The organism is Stutzerimonas stutzeri SDM-LAC, from assembly GCF_000235745.1.
Taxonomy (GTDB): Bacteria; Pseudomonadota; Gammaproteobacteria; order Pseudomonadales; family Pseudomonadaceae; genus Stutzerimonas; species Stutzerimonas stutzeri_H.
Map to the genome: position 1 here is coordinate 14,945 of NZ_AGSX01000017.1, position 19,836 is coordinate 34,780.

Genomic DNA, 19,836 nt, shown 5'->3' on the forward strand with positions numbered 1-19,836 from the left:
TCCAATTCTACTAATTTTTTCTTAATTTATTCAGGTCGATTTCGTCCGAGTGCCTTTGGGGGCGAAGGACCGCGCTCACGTTTGTTATCAGGGCTTAAAGGGCGGCCAGCCAGGGTAAACCGATTCGGTTGTCAGCTCGTTTTACCAAGTCTCCTGAACACCCGATCCCTCGCCATGAACGCCTCCAGCATGTACGGAACGAGCGTCAGGGCGTCGACCTCTCACCGTAGGTCTGTGAGCGCAGCGCCGCGTAGCGCTTGAGGTCAGCCTTCAGGCTGGCCGGGCAGGTGAAGGTCAGCTTCACGTTCTCGGTTTTCGGCAGTGGGCCGAGACGCAGTTTGGTCGTGCTCATTGCAGGCTCCCTGTTCAACGTCCGTGACGCCGACCGGTGTGGCTGCGAGCAATACCTACAAGTATTGATGGATTTTATCGGCGCCCCCGGGTACGTCCTGTTTGTTTGATTTCTTCAAGCGAGACAGGCCGCTCATGCTTGAATAGTTCAGCGATTTGGCGTGTTGCACCAAGTGCTGTAGCGATGAGCACCAGAGCATCAAGGGTGATCTGCCCAGTGGACTCGAATCGCTTGATGGTCGATTCTGAAACACCCGCCATCTTCGCCAAGGATTTGCGGGAGAGGTTCTGTGCGAGTCGCGCTTCTCGAGCGTTGGCACCGACCTTCTGGGCCAGTTCGTCTGGAGCGAGCAGAGAATGGGTTAGGGCCAAGATAAGACCTTATTTAATGGTTCACTTATGGTCCATTATGCGTCATAAAGTACTTTAATGGTTCAAATGTGACCTTTTGTATTTTGCTGGCCTGGATTGCTCTAGGGCGGAGATCGCATGCCCGGGACAGACCACTGATGAATGCATCGATTTTTGGAATTATTAGCTCGCTGTATTTGATTTCTGCTGGTTCGGTATACGTTACATTCGGCCTAATTTGTCTCGTATACGGAACATGGTGGACTACTCCCTAATCACACTTCGACTTGGTGAGCAGCTTCGGCAGCGCCGTCTGAATCGTGGGTTGACGCAGGCAGCGCTCGCTTCCCTTGCGGGCATCACCCGTCAGAAGGTTATCGCCATCGAGAAGGGCGACCTCTCGGTGGGGATGATTGCCTATGCGCGAGCACTGGCCGCCCTCGACTCTGAACTCAATGTGGGTGCCGGCAGCTATGCCCACTCTGGACGAAATCCATGGAGTATTCGACTGATGACTGCCGTGCTGAGGATTCTTACCAGTGACACTGACTACCTGTTCCGCTACCACGAGGACGCCAAGCTTAGGCTACGGAACTAAGCAATCGCAGCAAAGCGCTCGATGTGCGGCTGTTCGCGATGCCTGGCTTGCCAAAGGTCGTAGTCGGCTTGCACTCCGAGCCAGGTGCGAGCTTTGCCGATGCCGGCCAACTCTAGGCGAACAGCCAAGTCCGGACTGACCGGCGCATGGCCGTGCAAGATGCGAGACAGGGATTCCCGCGCAAAACCAAGGCGGCGGGCAAGCTCGGCAATGCTGATGCCCAGTTCGGGGAGCACGTCCTCAAGCAGGGTTTCACCAGGATGCGGTGGGTTGAACATGGTCATGGATAACCCCCTCCTGTTCAGTGGTAGTCAAGGTAGTCGACGAGCTCGATGTCGCTACCCACGAATCGAAAGATCACTCGCCAGTTTCCATTGACGGTGAGTGACCAGAACTCTTCCAGTTCCCCTTTTAGGGGATGTAGCCGCCAACCGGGGATGTCGAGGTCGGCGGGTTCATTGGCTCTATCCATAAAACTCAGCATTCGGCCCAGACGCTTTGCGTGGTCGGCCCGGATGCCTTTGGTTGAGCCAGATTCAAAGAAAATGCGTAGACCTTTGTGCCGGAAGCTTACGATCATGGTGATAAGTGTGATGTATTAGGTCACGGTTTTCAACCGTGTGTGGGTTTTCTGCCGTTGTCATCACGGCAGCTGGGAGGGGATGCAGGCTTATCAATTGCCGCTGCAAGATTGTGTATTGTTCTCCTGAAAACCCGACCCCTCGCCATGAATGCTTCCAGCATGTGCGGGATGAGCGTCAGGGCGTCGACCTCTTCGCCATAGGTATGCGAATGCAGTGCCGCGTAGCGCTCGAGGTCGGCCTTCAGGCTGGCGGGGCAGGTGAAGGTCAGCTTCAGGTTCTCGGTTTTCGGCAGTGGGCCGAGACGCAGTTTGGTCGTGCTCATTGCGGGCTTCCTTGTTGAGCTGTGACGGGTTGGTAGGGGCGCAGCACGAGGTCGCGATTGACGATCACCCGCAGGGGCAGGCCAGGGCGCTGGGTCAGCGTGGGCTGGATATCGAGGTTGCGGCGGGTGACCTCCTGGCCGACCTGGTTCACCGTGTCCTGCAGGCTGTCGCGCCCGGCGATGATGACGCGGTCGCCATCGGTGCGACTGGTCGGTGCCGCCAACTCGGCTCCGATACCCAGCAGGCTGGTCATGGCCGCGCCGGCGACGATTCGATCCTAGTGCCAGTCGACGCCATCCTCGAGACCGGCATAGCCGGCGGCGTCCGTACCAACCAGGTTGTCGAGCTGGAAGGACGAGGTGTCCGGCAAGATCACCCGCTGCCACACCACCTGCACGCGGCTTTGCCCATAGCTCACCTGACTGTTGTAGCTGCCCAGCAGGCGTGCACCCTGAGGGATCAGCATGTGCTGGCCGGTGGCACTGTCGTAGACCGGCTCGGTCACCGTGGCGATCACGTCACCGGGTAGATCCGACTTGATCCCGGTGGCCAGCGCCGCCGCGATGATGGTGCCGGCCATCACCTGGTAGGGCGATTCAGGCATCTGCAGCAATCCGGAATTACGGATTTGTGCATTTACGGATCTACTGAGAAACGCCTCGTTCCGTTCCTGCTGTGGCGGCGTTCCTGCAGTTGCGGCTACCGTGCCTGACGATGCCATACCCAGGGTCATGGCATCGGGTTGGGCACTCCCAGTGGATGCAACGTTCGATTTCCTCGCGCTACGGGTCTGGAAGAACACCGATGACTGCGCTGCCTCCTCCGCTTCCTTGAGCAGGGCCAGGCGCTCCGCTTCGGCGGCATCTGGCCCATGTCCATAACCCTGCGCCTGCTGCTCCGCCCTGAGGATTGGCCCGCCCAGATCGCCGGGTAACGGTGGGCCCAGTTGCGGTATCTCGGGTGCAGGTGGAGGCGGCAACTGCGAGTAGTCTGCCGGTAACTGCTCCAGCCCCTCGGAGCGCGCCACGCGGTCGACGTTGTATAGCTCGTTCGCCTCGGCACCCTGGCGGCGCTGCGGCTGCAGCGACCACAGCATGGCACCGAGCACCGCAGCCGACAGGCCTCCGCCCACTACCACCAGCATGCGCGGATTGAGGCGAGTAACCGGGCGCGGCTTGGCGCGCAGCTCCAGCGACTCCGGCGCTTCCTTGGGTGGTAGCGAGGTTCCTGCGGTTTGGTCGTTGTTTTTGGCCGTCATGCTCAGGGCCTCCGTACCACGCCGTCGTTGCGCTCGATCCGCACCACGTCACCTTGGTCGGCGCCCAGGCGCAACTCGGCCGCACCGAACAGACGGTCGACGATGTAGTAGGGCGAGCGGAAGCGGTAGTTGACCAGTTGTCCGTCTCCTTCCGAGCCAATCACGAACAGAGGAGGCAACTCGCCCTGGGCGATGCCAGCGGGAAACTGGATATACACCTTGCGGCCGTCGTCGAAGGCGCGCAGCGGCTTCCAGGGTGGATTGCTTCCGCTGATCGCATAGCGAAAGCGCAGCCGCTCCAGCGCCAGGCCGGCGTCCACAGGCGCCGCGGCCTGTGCGGCGCCTGCGCGGCGTTGCAGTGCGAGCATGCGATCCTTCGGCTAGTCCCAGGACATCGAAGCCATCCAGGCGTTTTCGGTTGAACTCAGCTCGACCAGGTAGGTGCGGCGCGCGGTGGTGATCACCAAGTTGGTCTTCAGATCAGCGCGCTGGTACGTAGCTTATCGCCGCTGCCGATGGTGGTATCGCCGACGATCCAGCGCACGGTGTCTCCGGCGGCCACGGTGACCAGCTCCTCGCCAGGCTGCAGGTTGATCGCTGTGACCCGACCCGGGCTGGCGTACACCTGATACAGCGCACCATCGGAGTAGGGCCACACCTGGATGGCGTTGATATAGCCCTCGCGACTCGGTGCCACGCGGGCGTCGCGATTGGCGCGCGAGACCCGCACGCGTTCATCGGCCGGTTCCTTGGCCGGCTTGCTGGGTTGAGTTTCCGGCAGTGGCTTGAGCTGGGCAGGCAAAGCCAGGGGCTTGGGCATTTCCACCACTTCGATGGGCCTGGGCGGCTTCGGCAGACGCTGCGCTTCTACCGGTTCATCCAGCGGGATCACTGGCGGCTGCTGGCTGGCACAGCCGGCCAGCACGCTCAGCAGCAGAGGGCAGATAGAAAGGTTCAGGGAGGTTTTCATGGTTTCTTGGCTCCTTCCGTAGTGTCCAACTAACGGCTCCAGGACAGGCCGTTGACGTAAATGCCGAGCGGGTTGCGGCGCAGTTTTTCCTCAGTGCGCGGAGGCTGCAGTACCAGAGAGATCACCGCTGTCCAGCGCTCCAGGCCGGCGGTCGAACCATTCACGAAACGGCGTTCGATCCAGCGCACCTGGAAGGAGCTGTCGCTGGCCCGCACCACGCTGGTGACCTCGACCGATACCGACTCCTTGCCGACCCGAGTGAAGGGATCGTTGGCGCGGCATAATCGTTGAGGGTGGCCGCGCCGCGGTCGGTGGTGGAGTGATAGGCCTTCCAGCCAGTTCTGCCGGACGACCACTGGATCGATTGATAGCGAGCGCACCTGCTCGATAAAACGCGCGAGATGGTGCGCGATCTGTGCATCCTGGGGCTGGTAGGGGCTGGCGGCTTCGCCGACGGCGCGCACCTGCCCGAGGTTGTCGACCTCCACCACATAGGGCGTCACCGTCGACTGCGCCAGGCTGCTACCCATGCGCAGGTCCCAGGCCTGTGCCGCTGCCTGGTAGGGCGTGACCGGTTGAGGGGTGTCGCTGTAGCGCACCCGTGGATGCGCTCCATGGTCACGGATGGCGGCTGGGCGGTTTAGTGCACTTGGTGATCGCCGATGAACTTGCGGAGGAATTGCCGTGTGCGTTCCTGCTGCGGTGCGCTAAGCAATTGTCTGGCGTCGCCCTGTTCGACGATCACCCCCTCATCGATGAATATCGCCCTGTCGGCGACGTCGCGGGCGAAGCTCATCTCGTGGGTGACGATGATCATGGTGCGCTTTTCCTCCGCCAGGCTGCGGATGGTGGCTAGCACTTCGCCGACCAATTCCGGGTCGAGCGCCGAGGTCGGTTCGTCGAACAGGATCACGTCCGGCTGCATGGCCAGCGCGCGGGCAATCGCCACGCGCTGTTGCTGGCCGCCGGAGAGACGCTTGGGGTAAGCGTCTTCTTTGCCGCCCAGACCGACCTTGGCCAGCAGTGCGCGGCCTCTTTCGAGAGCCCGGGCGCGAGACTCCTTTTTCACCTGTACCGGGCCTTCGATGACATTCTCCAGCGCGGTGCGGTGGGGGAACAGGTTGAAATTCTGGAACACGAAACCGACATGCTGGCGTAGCTGGCGGATAAGCCCTTGCTGCGACTTGAGTGATTTATCGGCGTCGATGTGGATATCGCCCACGCTGATCTGCCCGCCGCTTGGTTGCTCTAGCAGATTGAGGCAGCGCAGCAGAGTGGTTTTGCCCGAGCCGCTGGGGCCGATGATCGCCAGCACTTCGCCAGGAGCGATGTTCAGGTCGATGCCTTTGAGTACCTCTTGGCCATTGAACAATTTCCTCAGGTTGCGTACGGAGATCATCAGGCGTCCTGCTCGTGACGGTTGACTCGGTCCTCAAGGCGGCCCTGGAAGTAGGCCAGCACGCTGGCCAGCAACCAATAAATCAGCGCGGCAGCCAGGTACATGGTGAAGATTTCGAACGTGCGTGCGGTGATCAGCTGCGCCTGGCGGAACAGCTCCGGCACCTGGATGGTGGCGGCCAGTGCGGTGTCCTTGACCAGTGAGATGAAGCTGTTGCCCAGTGGCGGCAGGGCGGTGCGTGCAGCTTGCGGCAGGATGGTCCGATACAGCGTCTGAGCGCGGCTCATGCCGATACTGGCGGCCGCTTCCCATTGGCCTCGGTCGATGGACGCGATGGCCGCGCGCAGAATCTCGGCGGTGTAGGCCGCCATGTTCAAGGAGAAGCCAATCAGCGCGGCCGGCAGTGGGTCGAGCTGGATGCCCAGCTGTGGCAGGCCGTAATAGATCATGAACAGCTGCACCAGCAGCGGCGTGCCGCGGAAGAACGACACGTAGACCCGCGCCAGCCACTGCAGGGGCCAGTAGCCGAACAGCCGCAGCAGGGCCAGGCCGAAGCCCAGCAGCAGGCCAAAGAACATTCCCCCTAAGCTCAGCACGACGGTCCACCATGCGCCCTTGAGCAGGAAGGGCAGTGAGTCCAGCGCCAGCTGCAGGCTATTGTCGATCATTGCGTAACGTCAGCCTTGAACCACTTCTCCGATAGCTGTTTGAGGGTGCCGTCGGCGCGCAGCTTGGCGATGGCGGCGTTGATGGCAGCGAGCAGTTGCGGATTGCCTTTGCGCAGGGCAATGCCGGACTCCTGGCGAGAGAAGGCGTCACCGGTTACGGCCAGGCGATTGCCGGTTTTCTCGACCATCTCGAAGGCTGCTAACCGATCGACCAGGATCACGTCGATGCGGCCGACGGCGAGGTCCTGTAACTTGGTTGGATCATCGTCATAGGTGCGGATATCAGCTTGTGGCACGTTCTCTTTCAACCACTGCTCGTAGTTGGTGCCCAGGCCAACACCGACCTTCTTATCAGCCAAGTCGGTCGGGGTCTTGATGCTATCGGCATCGGCCTTGCGGGTGAGTGCCTGGATGCCCGAGACGGTGTAAGGCGTAGAGAAGTCGTACTTCTGTTTGCGTTCATCGGAGATGGTCACCTGATTGATCACGACGTCCAGGCGCCCTGATTCCAAGGCGGCGAGGATACCGTCCCACTTGGTCGGCTGGAACTCGGCCTCGACCCCCAGCTGCTTGGCTAGGGCATTGGCGAAGTCGACTTCGAAGCCGGTCAACTGACCGCTTTCGTCCTGATAGTTGAAGGGTGGGTAGGTGCCTTCCAGGCCGACCTTGACGATGCCGTTGGCCTTGATCTCATCCAGTAGATCGGCGGCAAACACCGGCGCGAACAGGCTGGCGCCGAGCAACAGACTCAGGGTGCCGAGCAGGAAACGACGACGCAGAGTAGTGAATGTCATGGGAAGCCTCTTGGTGGGCGGGGAAGTCGGTCAACTCTAAGGGTTGGTAGTTATTCAATAAAATAATTAGAAATTATCGTTGCCTTAGAGTTTGATATATGGCATGCGTTCAGATTGCCCATGGATGATAGGCGAATAGCGCCGGGGCACCGCCGGTATGCAGGAACAGCAGCGGGCCTCGGCCGGGAAAGGCGCCGCGGGCAATGCCGTCAAGCAGGCCGGCGAAGGCCTTACCGGTGTACACCGGGTCGAGCAGCAGGCCCTCCTGTTCCGCAAGCAGGCGGATTGCGGCTAGGGTTCCGGCATTCGGCTCGCCATAGCGCGGGCCGAAATACTGATCCCACAGTTCGATCTGCAGCTGCGTCGGTACGTCAACACCGAGTAGCTCGGCGGTGCGTTGCAGCAGACCTTGGACCTTGGGGCGCTGGGCCGCATCCGGGCGCGATACGGTGACACCGATCACCCGGCTGGCTGGTCGTGTGTATTCCAGCGCCAGGGCCAGGCCACTGTGTGTCCCGGCGCTGCCAGAGGCGAGCAGCACGGCGTCGAAATTCTCGCCGTTGCTGTACATCTGTTCGGCCAGCTCCAGGCCGGCGCGCACATAACCCAGGGCGCCGAGCGCGTTGGAGCCGCCGATGGGCACCACGTAGGGTTTACGCCCGGCGCTACGCAGGCGCTCAGCGGCGGTCTGTAGCAGCTCGTCGGCGTTATCGAGGTTGGCCACAGCGTCGATTTCGCAGCTGAACAGATCGAGCAGCAGGCGGTTGCCGTTGCTCAGGTAATTGCCCTCGGCTGTGCCCAGGGGATTCTCCAGCAGCGCCAGGCAGCCAAGACCGAGCCTGGCCGCCAGCGCCGCGGTCTGGCGTACATGATTGGATTGGATGGCGCCGGCAGTCACCAGCACCTCGGCGTTCTTGGCCAGGGCATCGGCGCCGAGGTATTCGAGCTTACGAGCCTTGTTGCCACCGAGGGCTAGAGAGGTGAGGTCGTCTCGCTTGATCCAGATATCCCGACCCAAGTGACGTGATAGACGCGGTAGGTGTTCCAGCGGCGTGGCGGTGGGAATCAACTCAAGCCGAGGGAAGCGGGCGAGGGCCTCAGTGAGCATCGGATTTTAATTCCGGACAGAAAGATGAATCCTTACTGTAGAAGGCAATCCAGTGCTGCGGCAAGCTGCTGCCTCGCTGTGAAGCTGCGCCTCGTATCACTTTAACGTGGCTAAAAAATCAGCGTGGGCACTGGGCTCCGGTAGGTAACGGCCAGCCATCTCGATCTTTGACGGCACAAAAGTCAGGAGACCGGCTATCACTCGACAGATGATCGAATTTCAGCGGGAGTGGTCTGAACGGTACGTTAGATAGCTCAACGGAACCGTAAATGACCGCTTTCGATTGGCAGCGCATGTTGATGGACGAGTTTCCAGTAGCTTTTCTCGGTGAGGTCGCATTCCGTGCGCTTTTTGCGTTTGTTATCGTATTCCTATTCCTGAAAGTCAGCGGTCGCCGTGGCGTTCGGCAGTTGTCGCTTTTTGAACTAGTCGTAATTCTCACGCTTGGCTCTGCCGCTGGCGACGTCTCGTTCTACGAAGACGTTCCCTTGCTGCCGATCGCCGCTGTGTTCGCTACGCTGCTGTTGCTTTATCGGCTCACTGTTCTGGTCATGAGCCACAGCATCCGGTTTTCAGATTGGATGGAAGGCAAGCCCGTCACGATCATCCGTGATGGCCTGTATGAGCTGCACAGCCTGAGTCGCTTGAACATCTCCGCCGACGAGTTTTTCATGGAGCTGCGTATACAGGGCGTTGAGCATCTTGGTCAGGTGCGCCTGGGCATCCTTGAAACAGATGGAAATGTGAGTCTGTTTTTTTACGCACCAGAAGCGATAAAGCCTGGGCTGTCCGTTTTACCTCCGGAACACCGCCCCACCTACAAGCGGGTTCCGGCCAGCGCGATATATGCATGTTCGCGTTGTGGTCACATTCAAAGCGTAGAAAGCCATCAACACGCGGTCTGCCTGCGTTGCGAGAACACCCAGTGGTCCACTGCGTTGAGCAATCTGCGGCAACGTTAATCGCACACCGTGCATGCTTTGCTTTAGGCGGCACTGAATGTGTGGTGCCTGTTCCTCCGGTCGAGGAGGCACCAAAGCATCAACACTGCAGAGCTAAGATCGGCTACCGGCGAATCTAGCGCGTGCACCAGTGCTGCTAGGGCTATTGCTTGCCTCGGTCCGATAAGGTTACGAGCATCCGGATTGCTCAATCTAACCTTCCCAGCTTTATAAACCCTGTCGCATCAAAAAAACTGCAGCCTAGCGGCATTATCTTTCATTATCGCTGATACCCCTTGCGCCATAGCATGGCCGCAATTCACCGCTGCGATTGCCGCCAAGCCACTGATAGGACCGGTATCGCCCCGGTCTGGCCGAATCGGCAGTGTCCTGTGCCGACCCGTCCAGATCAGTAAGCGAAAAAGTCAGATGAGCAGCCAGGTTTCGCTCGCGAAGCGCTGATCAAAGTGCTCTATGAGCTTCTAGTGGAACCCGCAGGCGCAGATTGCTGCTGGCCTCAGCGAGACGAAAACAGTCCTTCAGCGTGGCGTGCGCAAACAGATGCAGTGCAATGCGGTGAGGCCGCCTGCGCGGTTGCCTGATCATTGCGGCCTGATCAGCGGATTCGGGAGCAACTCGAAGTCCTCCATAGAATCCATCGTATTTACAGCGATGACTGCGCTGCATAGGCCGGTGAGTTGTGCTAGTTGCGAGCGGTCGACCGATAGTTTCGGCACTACCGCGAGGACGAAGGAAGCGTGCGAATGGAAACCATCAAACCGGTTGAGGCTGCAAAGATGCATTGTCGACGTTGTATCCGAGCCGCACAGTGTCTGCCCGGCGTATTAAGTAAGTCCGACATAAAGAAGTTGGAATCGCTCGTAACAAGCGGGCCATTGTTGGATAAAGGGGATGAGCTCTTCAGAGCCGGCCAGCCAGCGGAAGCCTTATACGTTATACGATCCGGAGCTGTGCAAAGCTCAACCTCCAATGAACATGGTGGCCAGCAGATCGTCGGGTTCATGCTGGCAGGCGATTTCTTGGGGGTTTCTGCGCTTTATGACGGATCCTACACGACGACCGTAACAGCGATGCAGTCAACCTCGGCATGCAGGATTCCATTCGGCGTGTTAGAGCAGTTCTCGGGCAATTCCACGCTGAACCGTTTTCTGATGCGGCGGCTTGGCCATGAGTTACAGCACAGCAGATTGGCTCGACTACGGATGGCTGCGCCAAGGTCTAAGACACGGATCGCCAAGTTCATTTTGCATCATATGACTGTGGTGGCTAGCCGGGGCTTATCTGCTACGCGCTTTCGCCTCCCAATGGCCAGATGGCAGATAGCGAATCACCTGGGTTTAGCTATCGAGTCACTGTCGCGTGAATTAGCTGGCTTTCGCGCTCACGGAATATTGGAAGTGCGAAACAGGGAAGTGGTCGTTCGTGACGCTGCTCGGCTTCGGCGTTTGGCTGACGGTCTGCCGTATGAAGGTGGCGCTCCCATCGTGAAAGAGGGCAGTGGCAGGCGACCGAACGTACTTCAAGCCGTTTAAAGCTGGCAAGCGGAGCGGCGATGGCCTCAGTGGAAATGATGGGACCACCATCCGGAATTGGAGCAACCTGCGCGTGCTTGGTTTCGGCAAATGCCGGTCATGCTATTGAGCTTCGGGAGCCACTTCTGCCTAGCGTCAGGCAGTCATAGCGCCGGCGTTGGTCAGATGTCGAATGTAAATCGAGGCGCATGAAGAAGCCGCGATATCGACGCATGAGGAATGAATTACGGCGACATTGACGCGCTTCTCTGCGACCTTTCACTTATCGCTGTTGGCATACGTTCGTATGCACGATTCATCAAAACGGCGACGAAGCATTTTGCGGAAGTTCGTTTACCACCTCCAACCGCGGTTTGCAGTACGTTTCGGTCGCTATATCAGGCGCTTGGCCTTGGCTGAAGCAGCTGAGCTGTGAGGCGATCCGCATCTACTGTGGTTGGGACGACCCGATTTGGTGCAGAAACAAAAAAACGCCCGGTGTATTGATCGCACCGGGCGTTTGAGGGTCGCTGGCCCTGAAAACCTTTAGGTCGATTTCAGGGCTAACGGTTCGCGCAGCCTCAGCGAGGCAGGTCGCGCTGAGGATGGCCGGTATACAGCTGGCGTGGACGACCGATCTTCTGACCCATCGCAATCATTTCTTTCCAATGCGAGATCCAGCCGACAGTACGTGCCAGCGCGAAAATCACGGTGAACATACTGGTTGGAATGCCGATCGCCTTGAGAATGATGCCGGAGTAGAAGTCAACGTTCGGGTAGAGATTGCGTTCGGCGAAGTAGGGATCGTTGAGCGCGATCTCCTCAAGCTTCATTGCAAGCTCGAGTTGCGGATCGTTGATGCCGAGTTCGCTTAGTACTTCGTCGCAGGTCTGCTTCATAACCTTGGCGCGTGGATCGAAGTTCTTGTAAACGCGGTGTCCAAAGCCCATCAGCTTGAACGGATCGTTTTTGTCCTTGGCCTTGGCCAGGAATTTTTCGATGTTCGAAACATCGCCGATTTCGTCCAGCATGGTGAGTACGGCTTCGTTGGCGCCGCCATGTGCCGGGCCCCAAAGTGCGGCAATGCCAGCCGCGATGCAGGCGAACGGGTTGGCGCCGGTTGAGCCCGCCAGGCGGACAGTGGACGTCGAAGCGTTCTGCTCATGGTCCGCATGCAGAATGAAGATGCGATCCATGGCTTTGGCCAGAACCGGGCTGATCGGCTTCACTTCGCATGGTGTGTTGAACATCATGTGCAGGAAGTTTTCTGCGTAGTTCAGGTCGTTGCGTGGATACATCATCGGCTGACCCATGGAGTACTTGTAAACCATGGCGGCGAGCGTCGGCATTTTCGCGACCAGGCGCACCGCGGAAATCTCGCGGTGGTGCGGGTCGTTGATGTCCAGGGAGTCGTGGTAGAAGGCAGAGAGCGCGCCTACCACGCCGCACATGATTGCCATCGGGTGCGCATCACGGCGAAAACCGTTGAGGAACGACTTAAGCTGCTCATGAACCATTGTGTGGTTCTTGACAGTGCTGATGAACTTTGCCTTTTCTTCGGCAGTCGGCAGTTCGCCGTTTAGCAGCAGGTAACAGGTTTCGAGGTAATCGGCTTTTTCGGCCAGCTGCTCGATCGGGTAGCCGCGATGCAGCAGAATCCCTTTGTCACCATCGATATAGGTGATTTTGGATTCGCAAGAGGCGGTGGACATGAAGCCGGGGTCGAAGGTGAAGCGACCCGTGGAGGTCAAGCCTCGTACATCGATTACGTCAGGCCCTACGGTGCCGGATAGAACGGGCAGTTCGATGGCATCTGCGCCTTCGATGATCAACTGCGCTTTGTTGTCAGCCATGTATGGCCTCCTGTTTTATGCTTGGAATCATCATGGCCCCCCACGCAGGGCCCGCATCACTATAGTGAGATAAATCACAAAGTCAATTTGGGCTAGCCGCTAGCTGTAGAGGGGTTTCGGGTTGAATTCGCATCACAGAAAAAGCTATTTACGCGAATTACAAACCGAGGCGCCATCCGCCTTTAGTGGCACTTCACCACATTGTCATTAGCGACCTAACTGTTTATAATCGACGACCGACCGGCAGGGGCCTAACAGGCAGTTTCCTGTGGGTTGTCACTCGTGGGTGGCGGGTACCGCTGCGTGCTCTTCCCAACAACTTTGCCCTGCGGTTTCGGGGCTCTCAAGTGTGAAAAAAAGCCGTGAAAAGCCAACGACCTGTAAACCTAGATCTTAGGACAATAAAACTCCCAATCACTGCGTACACCTCAATCCTTCACCGCGTTTCCGGCGTGATCTTGTTTGTTGGTGTGGCCGTCCTGCTGCTAGCGCTTGATGCTTCTTTGTCTTCTGCTGAAGGCTTCGAAGAGGTTAAGGCGTATCTCGGTAGTCCGCTGGCGAAGCTGGTGGTATGGGCTCTGCTCTCTGCGTTGCTGTATCACCTTGTGGCCGGCGTGCGCCATTTGGTCATGGATACCGGCCACGGCGAAACGCTGGAAGGCGGGAAGCTGGGCTCGAAAATCGTTTTGGCCGTATCGGCTGTGCTGATCGTTCTGGCGGGAGTTTGGATATGGTAACCAATGTCACCAACTTTTCTCGCTCAGGGCTTTACGATTGGATGGCTCAGCGCGTTTCAGCGGTTGTCCTGGCGGCTTATTTTCTCTTCCTGATCGGATACCTGATGTTCAATCCGGGGCTGGAGTACGCTCAGTGGCACGCGTTGTTCTCCGCTCAGTGGATGCGCATCTTTAGTCTCCTTGCACTCGTTGCTCTCAGTGTTCATGCATGGGTTGGTATGTGGACGATTTCCACTGACTACCTGACCAACATGGCGATCGGAAAGTGGGCTACCGGCGTGCGTTTTCTCTTCCAGGCGGTGTGTGGCATAGCCATGTTCACTTTCTTCGTCTGGGGCGTGCAGATTCTTTGGGGTATCTGATCCATGGCTAGCATTCGTACTCTTTCTTATGACGCCATCATTATTGGTGGCGGTGGCGCGGGCATGCGCGCCGCGCTGCAATTGGCTCAAGGTGGCCATAAAACTGCAGTGGTGACCAAGGTTTTCCCGACTCGTTCGCATACCGTATCCGCACAAGGTGGCATTACCTGTGCCATCGCCTCGGCCGATCCGAACGATGATTGGCGCTGGCATATGTACGATACCGTCAAGGGCTCCGATTACATCGGTGACCAGGATGCTATCGAGTACATGTGTTCCGTTGGTCCGGAGGCTGTGTTCGAACTGGAGCACATGGGCTTGCCATTCTCCCGTACCGAGCAGGGCCGTATCTATCAGCGTCCGTTCGGCGGTCAGTCCAAGGACTACGGTAAAGGCGGGCAGGCCGCTCGTACTTGCGCCGCAGCTGACCGTACCGGTCATGCGCTGCTGCACACCCTGTATCAGGCCAACCTGAAGGCCGGCACGTCCTTCCTTAATGAGTGGTACGGCGTGGATCTGGTGAAAAACCAGGATGGCGCCATCGTTGGCATCATTGCGATCTGCATCGAAAACGGCGAAACCGTGTATATCCGCTCCAAGGCCGTGGTTCTTGCTACTGGTGGTGCGGGTCGTATCTATGCGTCGACCACCAACGCCCTGATCAATACTGGCGACGGTATCGGTATGGCGCTGCGTGCAGGTGTTCCGGTTCAGGACATCGAAATGTGGCAGTTCCACCCGACCGGCATTGCCGGTGCTGGCGTGCTGGTGACCGAAGGTTGCCGTGGCGAGGGTGGTTACCTGATCAACAAGCATGGCGAGCGTTTCATGGAGCGTTATGCTCCAAACGCGAAGGACCTCGCTGGTCGTGACGTGGTTGCGCGTTCGATGGTCAAGGAAATCCTGGCTGGTAACGGTTGTGGTCCGGATGGCGATCACGTGATGCTGAAACTCGATCACCTCGGTGAGGAAGTACTGCATAGTCGTCTACCAGGCATCTGCGAACTCTCGAAGACCTTCGCGCATGTCGATCCTGTTACTGCTCCAGTGCCTGTGGTTCCGACGTGCCACTACATGATGGGTGGCATTGCCACTAACATTCATGGCCAGGCTATGAGCCAGGATGCTAACGGTAACGACAAGATCATCGAGGGGTTGTTCGCGGTAGGCGAAGTGGCATGCGTATCTGTTCATGGCGCCAACCGTTTGGGCGGCAACTCTCTGCTTGACCTTGTTGTATTCGGTCGTGCGGCCGGTCTCCATCTGGAGAAAGCGTTGAAAGACGGTATCGAGCACCGCGGTGCGACTGAAACCGATCTGGATGTTGCGCTGAATCGACTCGCCAGCCTGAACGAGCGGACCGAGGGCGAAGACGTCGCGTCGTTGCGCAAAGAGCTTCAGAGCTGCATGCAGAACTACTTTGGTGTGTTCCGTACCGGCGAGTACATGCAGAAAGGCATCGCTCAGCTTGCCGATCTGCGCCAGCGCATCGCTACGGTCAAGATCTCTGACAAGAGCCAGGCCTTCAATACCGCGCGTATCGAGGCGCTGGAGCTGCAGAATCTGCTGGAAGTGGCTGAAGCGACTGCGATCGCTGCAGAGAATCGCAAGGAATCGCGCGGTGCGCATGCTCGCGAGGATTTCGAAGAGCGGGATGACGAAAACTGGCTGTGCCACACCCTGTATTTCCCGGGTGAGAAGCGCGTAGCTAAGCGTGCCGTGAACTTCTCTCCGAAGACTGTTCCGACTTTCGAGCCTAAGGTTCGGACTTACTGAGGTCGCCGATATGTTGCAAGTGAGCGTTTATCGCTATAACCCCGATAAAGACGTAAAGCCCTATATGCAGGACTTCCAGGTCAATACCGACGGTAAAGACCTGATGGTGCTCGACGTGCTTGCCCTCATCAAGGAGCAGGACGAAGGCTTCTCTTATCGTCGCTCGTGCCGTGAGGGCGTTTGTGGCTCTGACGGCATGAACCTGAACGGCAAGAATGGATTGGCCTGCATTACACCGCTGTCGTCTGTGGTCAAGGGCAACAAGCTGGTCGTTCGTCCGTTACCCGGTTTGCCAGTTATTCGTGACTTGGCGGTGGATATGGGCATCTTCTATAAGCAGTACGAGAAGGTTCGCCCTTATTTGATGAACGATACGCCGGCTCCGGCTATCGAACGTCTGCAGAGCCCAGAGGATCGGGAAAAGCTTGACGGTCTGTACGAGTGCATCCTGTGCGCTTGCTGCTCGACCAGTTGCCCGTCCTTCTGGTGGAACCCAGACAAGTTCCTCGGACCCGCTGCGCTGCTGCAGGCTTATCGTTTCCTGGCCGACAGCCGCGACACCGAGACCGAGAGCCGTCTGTCTGAGTTGGATGATCCGTTCAGCGTGTTCCGCTGCCGGGGCATCATGAACTGTGTGAGCGTCTGCCCGAAAGGGTTGAATCCGACCAAGGCCATTGGCCATGTGCGGAACATGCTCCTGCAGAGCGCAACCTGATACTCCGAGGTGTCTGCGAGTACTGATAGTAGTAGCAGGCCCTTAATGCTTCACCGCGACACCTACGGCGCCAGAGTTCAAACGACGGCGCCGTAGTCTTAGTAGGAACCCCAGCTCACAAAGCCGTGGTTTCGCTCTGAAAATTTGATGACCAGCAGGGGCATCCGGGGTAGTTCTCGGAAACTATCTGCGCGGTCCGTAGTGGCTTTACCTGGGTCGCTGCTTCAGAACTTGGGAAGTCATGCTGCGGTCTCCACGCTGGTGGTGTCTCCTTATCGAAGGTGACCAGACATGCAAGAAAGCGTAATGCAGCGCATGTGGGACAGTGCCCACCTATCCGGTGGTAACGCTGCCTATGTGGAAGAGCTTTATGAGCTCTACCTGCACGATCCCAACGCTGTGCCCGAAGAGTGGCGCACCTACTTCCAGAAGCTGCCCGTCAGTGGCGGGGCTGCGGCTGACGTATCGCATTCGACAATCCGCGATCACTTCGTCCTGCTGGCCAAGAACCAGCGTCGTGCCCAGCCCGTTTCGGCAGGCAGCGTCAGTAGCGAGCATGAGAAGAAGCAGGTCGAAGTTCTACGTCTGATCCAGGCGTACCGGATGCGTGGCCATCAGGCTGCCCAACTCGACCCGCTTGGCCTGCAGCAACGGCCCGCTCCCGCTGACCTGGCCATTAACAATTACGGGTTGACCGACGCGGACTTGGATACGGTTTTCCGTACCGGCGACCTGGCCATGGGCAAAGACCAGGCGACCTTGCGTGAGATCCACCAGGCGCTGCAAGAGACTTATTGCCGCACGATCGGCGCAGAGTTTACCCACATCGTCGACTCGGACCAGCGCAACTGGTTTCTGCAGAGGCTCGAAAGCGTTCGTGGCCGTCCGTCCTTCTCGCCTGAAATCAAGAGCCATCTGCTTGAGCGCCTGACCGCCGCCGAGGGCCTGGAAAAATACCTGGGTACCAAGTATCCGGGTACCAAGCGGTTTGGTCTGGAAGGTGGTGAGAGTCTGATTCCATTGCTGGATGAGATAATCCAGCGCTCAGGCTCATACGGCACTAAGGAAATCGTGATTGGCATGGCCCACCGTGGCCGTCTCAACGTCCTGGTCAACACCTTTGGTAAGAACCCGCGCGACCTGTTCGACGAGTTTGAAGGCAAGAAAGTCGAAGGGCTCAGTTCCGGTGATGTGAAGTATCACCAAGGCTTCTCTTCGAACGTGATGACTCCGGGCGGCGAAATACATCTGGCGATGGCGTTCAACCCGTCGCACCTGGAAATCGTGTCGCCGGTGGTCGAAGGCTCCGTTCGTGCCCGTCAGGATCGCCGTTGTGATGCAGTTGGCGACAAGGTGCTGCCGGTCACGATTCACGGTGATGCCGCCGTGGCGGGGCAGGGCGTTGTGATGGAAACGTTCCAGATGTCCCAAACTCGTGCCTATCGCACGGGCGGCACCATCCGGATCGTGATCAACAACCAGGTTGGCTTTACCACCAACAAGCAAGAAGACGCGCGCTCCACTGAGTATGCGACTGACGTTGCCAAGATGATCCAGGCGCCGATCTTCCACGTAAATGCGGATGATCCTGAAGCTGTTCTGTTCGTCACCCAGCTTGCCGTCGATTACCGGATGCAGTTCAAGCGTGACATCGTCATCGACCTGATCTGCTACCGCCGTCGCGGTCATAACGAAGCGGATGAGCCCAGCGGCACCCAGCCACTGATGTATCAGAAGATCTCCAAACAACGCACCACGCGCGAGCTGTATGCCGATGCGTTGACGCAGTCCAACGTACTCGACAATGAGCGCGTTCAGGCCAAGGTTGACGAGTACCGGACTGCGTTGGATAACGGTCTTCACGTAGTCAAGAGCCTGGTCAAAGAGCCGAACAAGGAATTGTTCGTTGATTGGCGTCCATACCTGGGCCATACCTGGACAGCTCGGTACGACACGCGTTTCGAGCTGAAGGCATTGCAGGAACTGTCCAGCAAGATGCTGGCGGTGCCGGAAGGCTTCGTGGTTCAGCGACAAGTGTCGAAGATTCTCGAGGATCGTCAGAAGATGGGAGCCGGTGCGCTCGCCATCAACTGGGGCTACGCCGAGACACTGGCTTATGCAACCCTGCTGTTCGAAGGCCACCCGGTTCGCATCAGCGGCCAGGACGTGGGCCGCGGCACCTTCTCGCACCGTCATGCGGCGTTGCACAACCAGAAGGATGGCAGCACCTATATTCCGCTTCAGCATCTTTACGAAGGTCAGCCTCGCTTCGACCTGTACGACTCCTTCCTGTCGGAAGAGGCAGTACTAGCATTCGAGTACGGCTACGCCACTACCATGCCCAACGCACTGGTGGTGTGGGAAGCGCAGTTCGGCGACTTCGCAAACGGTGCACAGGTCGTGATCGACCAGTTCATCACCAGCGGCGAGCACAAGTGGGGCCGTCTGTGCGGGCTGACCATGCTGTTGCCGCATGGTTACGAAGGGCAAGGTCCGGAACACTCGTCCGCGCGTCTGGAACGCTACCTGCAGCTGTGCGCCGAGCACAACATCCAGGTCTGCGTGCCGACGACACCTGCTCAGGTCTATCACATGCTGCGTCGCCAGGCGATCCGACCGCTGCGCAAGCCTCTGGTAGCGCTTACACCGAAGTCGCTGCTGCGCCATAAGCTGGCGACCTCGACCTTGGAAGACCTGACTCAAGGCTCGTTCCTGACAGTGATCCCCGAGATCGATCAGATCGATCCGGACAAGGTCGAACGCGTTGTAATGTGCAGCGGCAAGGTCTACTACGATCTGCTGGACAAACGCCGCAGTGAAGGTCGTGGGGACATCGCAATTGTTCGTCTGGAACAGCTGTATCCGTTCCCGGAAGAAGACTTGGCGGAGGTGCTAGCGCCTTACCAGAACCTCAAGAATATCGTCTGGTGTCAGGAAGAACCGATGAACCAGGGCGCCTGGTATTGCAGCCAGCATCACATGCGTCGCGTTGCCATCGCGCACAAGAAAGAGCTGTTCTTGCAGTACGCGGGTCGTGAAGCGTCTGCTGCGCCTGCAGTCGGCTATGCCTCCATGCACGCAGAGCAACAGGAAAAGCTGCTGCAGGACGCCTTCACCGTTTAATCATTCTTGCAAGAGGCCGCAGACATCGCGGCCTCTATGTAAAACCGAATCAAATAGGACCCCAGCTAATGGCTATCGAGATCAAAGCCCCTCAATTTCCGGAATCGGTTGCTGACGGCACAGTTGCGACCTGGCACAAGCAGCCGGGCGATGCGGTAAAGCGTGACGAATTGATTGTCGACATCGAGACCGACAAGGTCGTTATGGAAGTGCTGGCCGAAGCGGACGGCGTGCTGAGTGAAATCGTCAAAAACGAAGGCGATACCGTGCTCAGCGGTGAGCTGCTTGGCAAGCTGGATGCGGGCGCTACTGCCTCTGCCGCTGCGCCAGCTGCTGCGCCTGCACAAGCCGACGCTCCTGCTTCGGCGGCCGCGCCCGCTACCGGCGGGGAAG

Annotated in this window: 17 protein-coding genes and 5 pseudogenes; 9 read left to right on the forward strand and 13 right to left on the reverse strand. The window is 58.5% G+C overall.

The window, feature by feature from the left end:
* Nucleotides 1–131: 131 nt before the first annotated feature.
* Together PSTU_RS20320 and PSTU_RS21150 are read right to left on the reverse strand one after the other, a co-directional pair.
* Nucleotides 132–352: pseudogene (locus tag PSTU_RS20320) on the reverse strand (DUF2274 domain-containing protein).
* Nucleotides 353–426: 74 nt separating this feature from the next.
* A complete protein-coding gene (locus tag PSTU_RS21150) occupies nucleotides 427–723 on the reverse strand; it encodes a helix-turn-helix domain-containing protein (RefSeq protein ID WP_029404577.1) in 297 nt (98 codons plus the stop codon).
* 238 nt (nucleotides 724–961) lie between these two features.
* Here PSTU_RS21150 and PSTU_RS20325 point away from each other — a divergent pair.
* Nucleotides 962–1,214 (forward strand): annotated as a pseudogene (locus tag PSTU_RS20325) (helix-turn-helix transcriptional regulator).
* 82 nt (nucleotides 1,215–1,296) lie between these two features.
* Here the strand turns inward: PSTU_RS20325 and PSTU_RS0102145 are convergent.
* The 10 genes and pseudogenes from PSTU_RS0102145 to PSTU_RS0102190 all read right to left on the reverse strand — a co-directional run bounded on the left by PSTU_RS0102145 (nucleotide 1,297) and on the right by PSTU_RS0102190 (nucleotide 8,404).
* Nucleotides 1,297–1,584, reverse strand: coding sequence for a HigA family addiction module antitoxin (locus tag PSTU_RS0102145; RefSeq protein ID WP_003108490.1), 288 nt, complete (start codon nucleotides 1,582–1,584; stop codon nucleotides 1,297–1,299).
* Nucleotides 1,585–1,601: 17 nt separating this feature from the next.
* Entirely contained in the window at nucleotides 1,602–1,880 is a 279-nt protein-coding gene (locus PSTU_RS0102150) for a type II toxin-antitoxin system RelE/ParE family toxin (RefSeq protein ID WP_019339397.1), read from the reverse strand.
* 32 nt (nucleotides 1,881–1,912) lie between these two features.
* Nucleotides 1,913–2,206 (reverse strand): DUF2274 domain-containing protein, encoded by a 294-nt coding sequence (locus PSTU_RS20330; protein WP_019339398.1) that lies wholly within the window; start codon nucleotides 2,204–2,206, stop codon nucleotides 1,913–1,915.
* Nucleotides 2,203–3,465, reverse strand: a pseudogene (locus PSTU_RS20335) (TrbI/VirB10 family protein). The gene PSTU_RS20330 and the pseudogene PSTU_RS20335 overlap by 4 nt, the downstream one beginning before the upstream one ends.
* 2 nt (nucleotides 3,466–3,467) lie before the next feature.
* A pseudogene (gene trbG, locus PSTU_RS20340) lies at nucleotides 3,468–4,435 on the reverse strand (P-type conjugative transfer protein TrbG).
* 44 nt (nucleotides 4,436–4,479) lie between these two features.
* Nucleotides 4,480–5,061, reverse strand: a pseudogene (gene trbF / locus PSTU_RS20345) (conjugal transfer protein TrbF); the annotation flags it as partial.
* A 14-nt stretch (nucleotides 5,062–5,075) separates the two neighbouring features.
* Complete coding sequence (gene tcyN / locus PSTU_RS0102175; RefSeq protein ID WP_019339401.1) at nucleotides 5,076–5,834, reverse strand: L-cystine ABC transporter ATP-binding protein TcyN; 759 nt, start codon at nucleotides 5,832–5,834, stop codon at nucleotides 5,076–5,078.
* Nucleotides 5,834–6,502 carry a cystine ABC transporter permease gene (tcyL, locus tag PSTU_RS0102180; RefSeq protein ID WP_019339402.1) on the reverse strand — a complete coding sequence of 223 codons (669 nt, stop codon included), beginning with the start codon at nucleotides 6,500–6,502 and terminating at the stop codon, nucleotides 5,834–5,836. Before tcyL ends, tcyN begins: the two co-directional genes overlap by 1 nt.
* A complete protein-coding gene (tcyJ, locus tag PSTU_RS0102185) occupies nucleotides 6,499–7,296 on the reverse strand; it encodes a cystine ABC transporter substrate-binding protein (RefSeq protein WP_019339403.1) in 798 nt (265 codons plus the stop codon). The genes tcyL and tcyJ overlap by 4 nt, the downstream gene beginning before the upstream one ends.
* Before the next feature lie 109 nt (nucleotides 7,297–7,405).
* Complete coding sequence (locus PSTU_RS0102190) at nucleotides 7,406–8,404, reverse strand: D-cysteine desulfhydrase (protein ID WP_019339404.1); 999 nt, start codon at nucleotides 8,402–8,404, stop codon at nucleotides 7,406–7,408.
* Between the two features lie 269 nt (nucleotides 8,405–8,673).
* Between PSTU_RS0102190 and PSTU_RS0102195 the strand changes: the two genes are divergently transcribed.
* Nucleotides 8,674–9,366 (forward strand): DUF421 domain-containing protein, encoded by a 693-nt coding sequence (locus PSTU_RS0102195; protein WP_019339405.1) that lies wholly within the window; start codon nucleotides 8,674–8,676, stop codon nucleotides 9,364–9,366.
* A gap of 743 nt (nucleotides 9,367–10,109) precedes the next feature.
* The gene (locus tag PSTU_RS0102200; protein WP_019339406.1) at nucleotides 10,110–10,898 is read left to right on the forward strand and encodes a cyclic nucleotide-binding domain-containing protein; all 789 of its coding nucleotides are present in this window, start codon (nucleotides 10,110–10,112) and stop codon (nucleotides 10,896–10,898) included.
* Between the two features lie 560 nt (nucleotides 10,899–11,458).
* Here the strand turns inward: PSTU_RS0102200 and gltA are convergent.
* On the reverse strand, nucleotides 11,459–12,730 hold the full coding sequence (gene gltA, locus PSTU_RS0102205; RefSeq protein ID WP_019339407.1) for a citrate synthase: 1,272 nt from the start codon (nucleotides 12,728–12,730) through the stop codon (nucleotides 11,459–11,461).
* 362 nt (nucleotides 12,731–13,092) lie between these two features.
* Here gltA and sdhC point away from each other — a divergent pair, with 362 nt between their 5' ends.
* From sdhC to PSTU_RS0102235, 6 genes are all read left to right on the forward strand, one after another.
* Nucleotides 13,093–13,467 (forward strand): succinate dehydrogenase, cytochrome b556 subunit, encoded by a 375-nt coding sequence (gene sdhC, locus PSTU_RS0102210; RefSeq protein WP_029404578.1) that lies wholly within the window; start codon nucleotides 13,093–13,095, stop codon nucleotides 13,465–13,467.
* Entirely contained in the window at nucleotides 13,461–13,829 is a 369-nt protein-coding gene (sdhD, locus tag PSTU_RS0102215) for a succinate dehydrogenase, hydrophobic membrane anchor protein (RefSeq protein ID WP_019339409.1), read from the forward strand. Before sdhC ends, sdhD begins: the two co-directional genes overlap by 7 nt.
* A 3-nt stretch (nucleotides 13,830–13,832) precedes the next feature.
* Nucleotides 13,833–15,605 carry a succinate dehydrogenase flavoprotein subunit gene (gene sdhA, locus PSTU_RS0102220; RefSeq protein ID WP_019339410.1) on the forward strand — a complete coding sequence of 591 codons (1,773 nt, stop codon included), beginning with the start codon at nucleotides 13,833–13,835 and terminating at the stop codon, nucleotides 15,603–15,605.
* 10 nt (nucleotides 15,606–15,615) lie between these two features.
* Nucleotides 15,616–16,320, forward strand: coding sequence for a succinate dehydrogenase iron-sulfur subunit (locus tag PSTU_RS0102225; RefSeq protein ID WP_019339411.1), 705 nt, complete (start codon nucleotides 15,616–15,618; stop codon nucleotides 16,318–16,320).
* A gap of 291 nt (nucleotides 16,321–16,611) precedes the next feature.
* Complete coding sequence (locus PSTU_RS0102230) at nucleotides 16,612–19,443, forward strand: 2-oxoglutarate dehydrogenase E1 component (protein WP_019339412.1); 2,832 nt, start codon at nucleotides 16,612–16,614, stop codon at nucleotides 19,441–19,443.
* A 68-nt stretch (nucleotides 19,444–19,511) separates the two neighbouring features.
* Nucleotides 19,512–19,836 (forward strand): biotin/lipoyl-containing protein (locus tag PSTU_RS0102235; protein ID WP_029404579.1); only part of this gene is annotated, 325 nt, incomplete at its 3' end.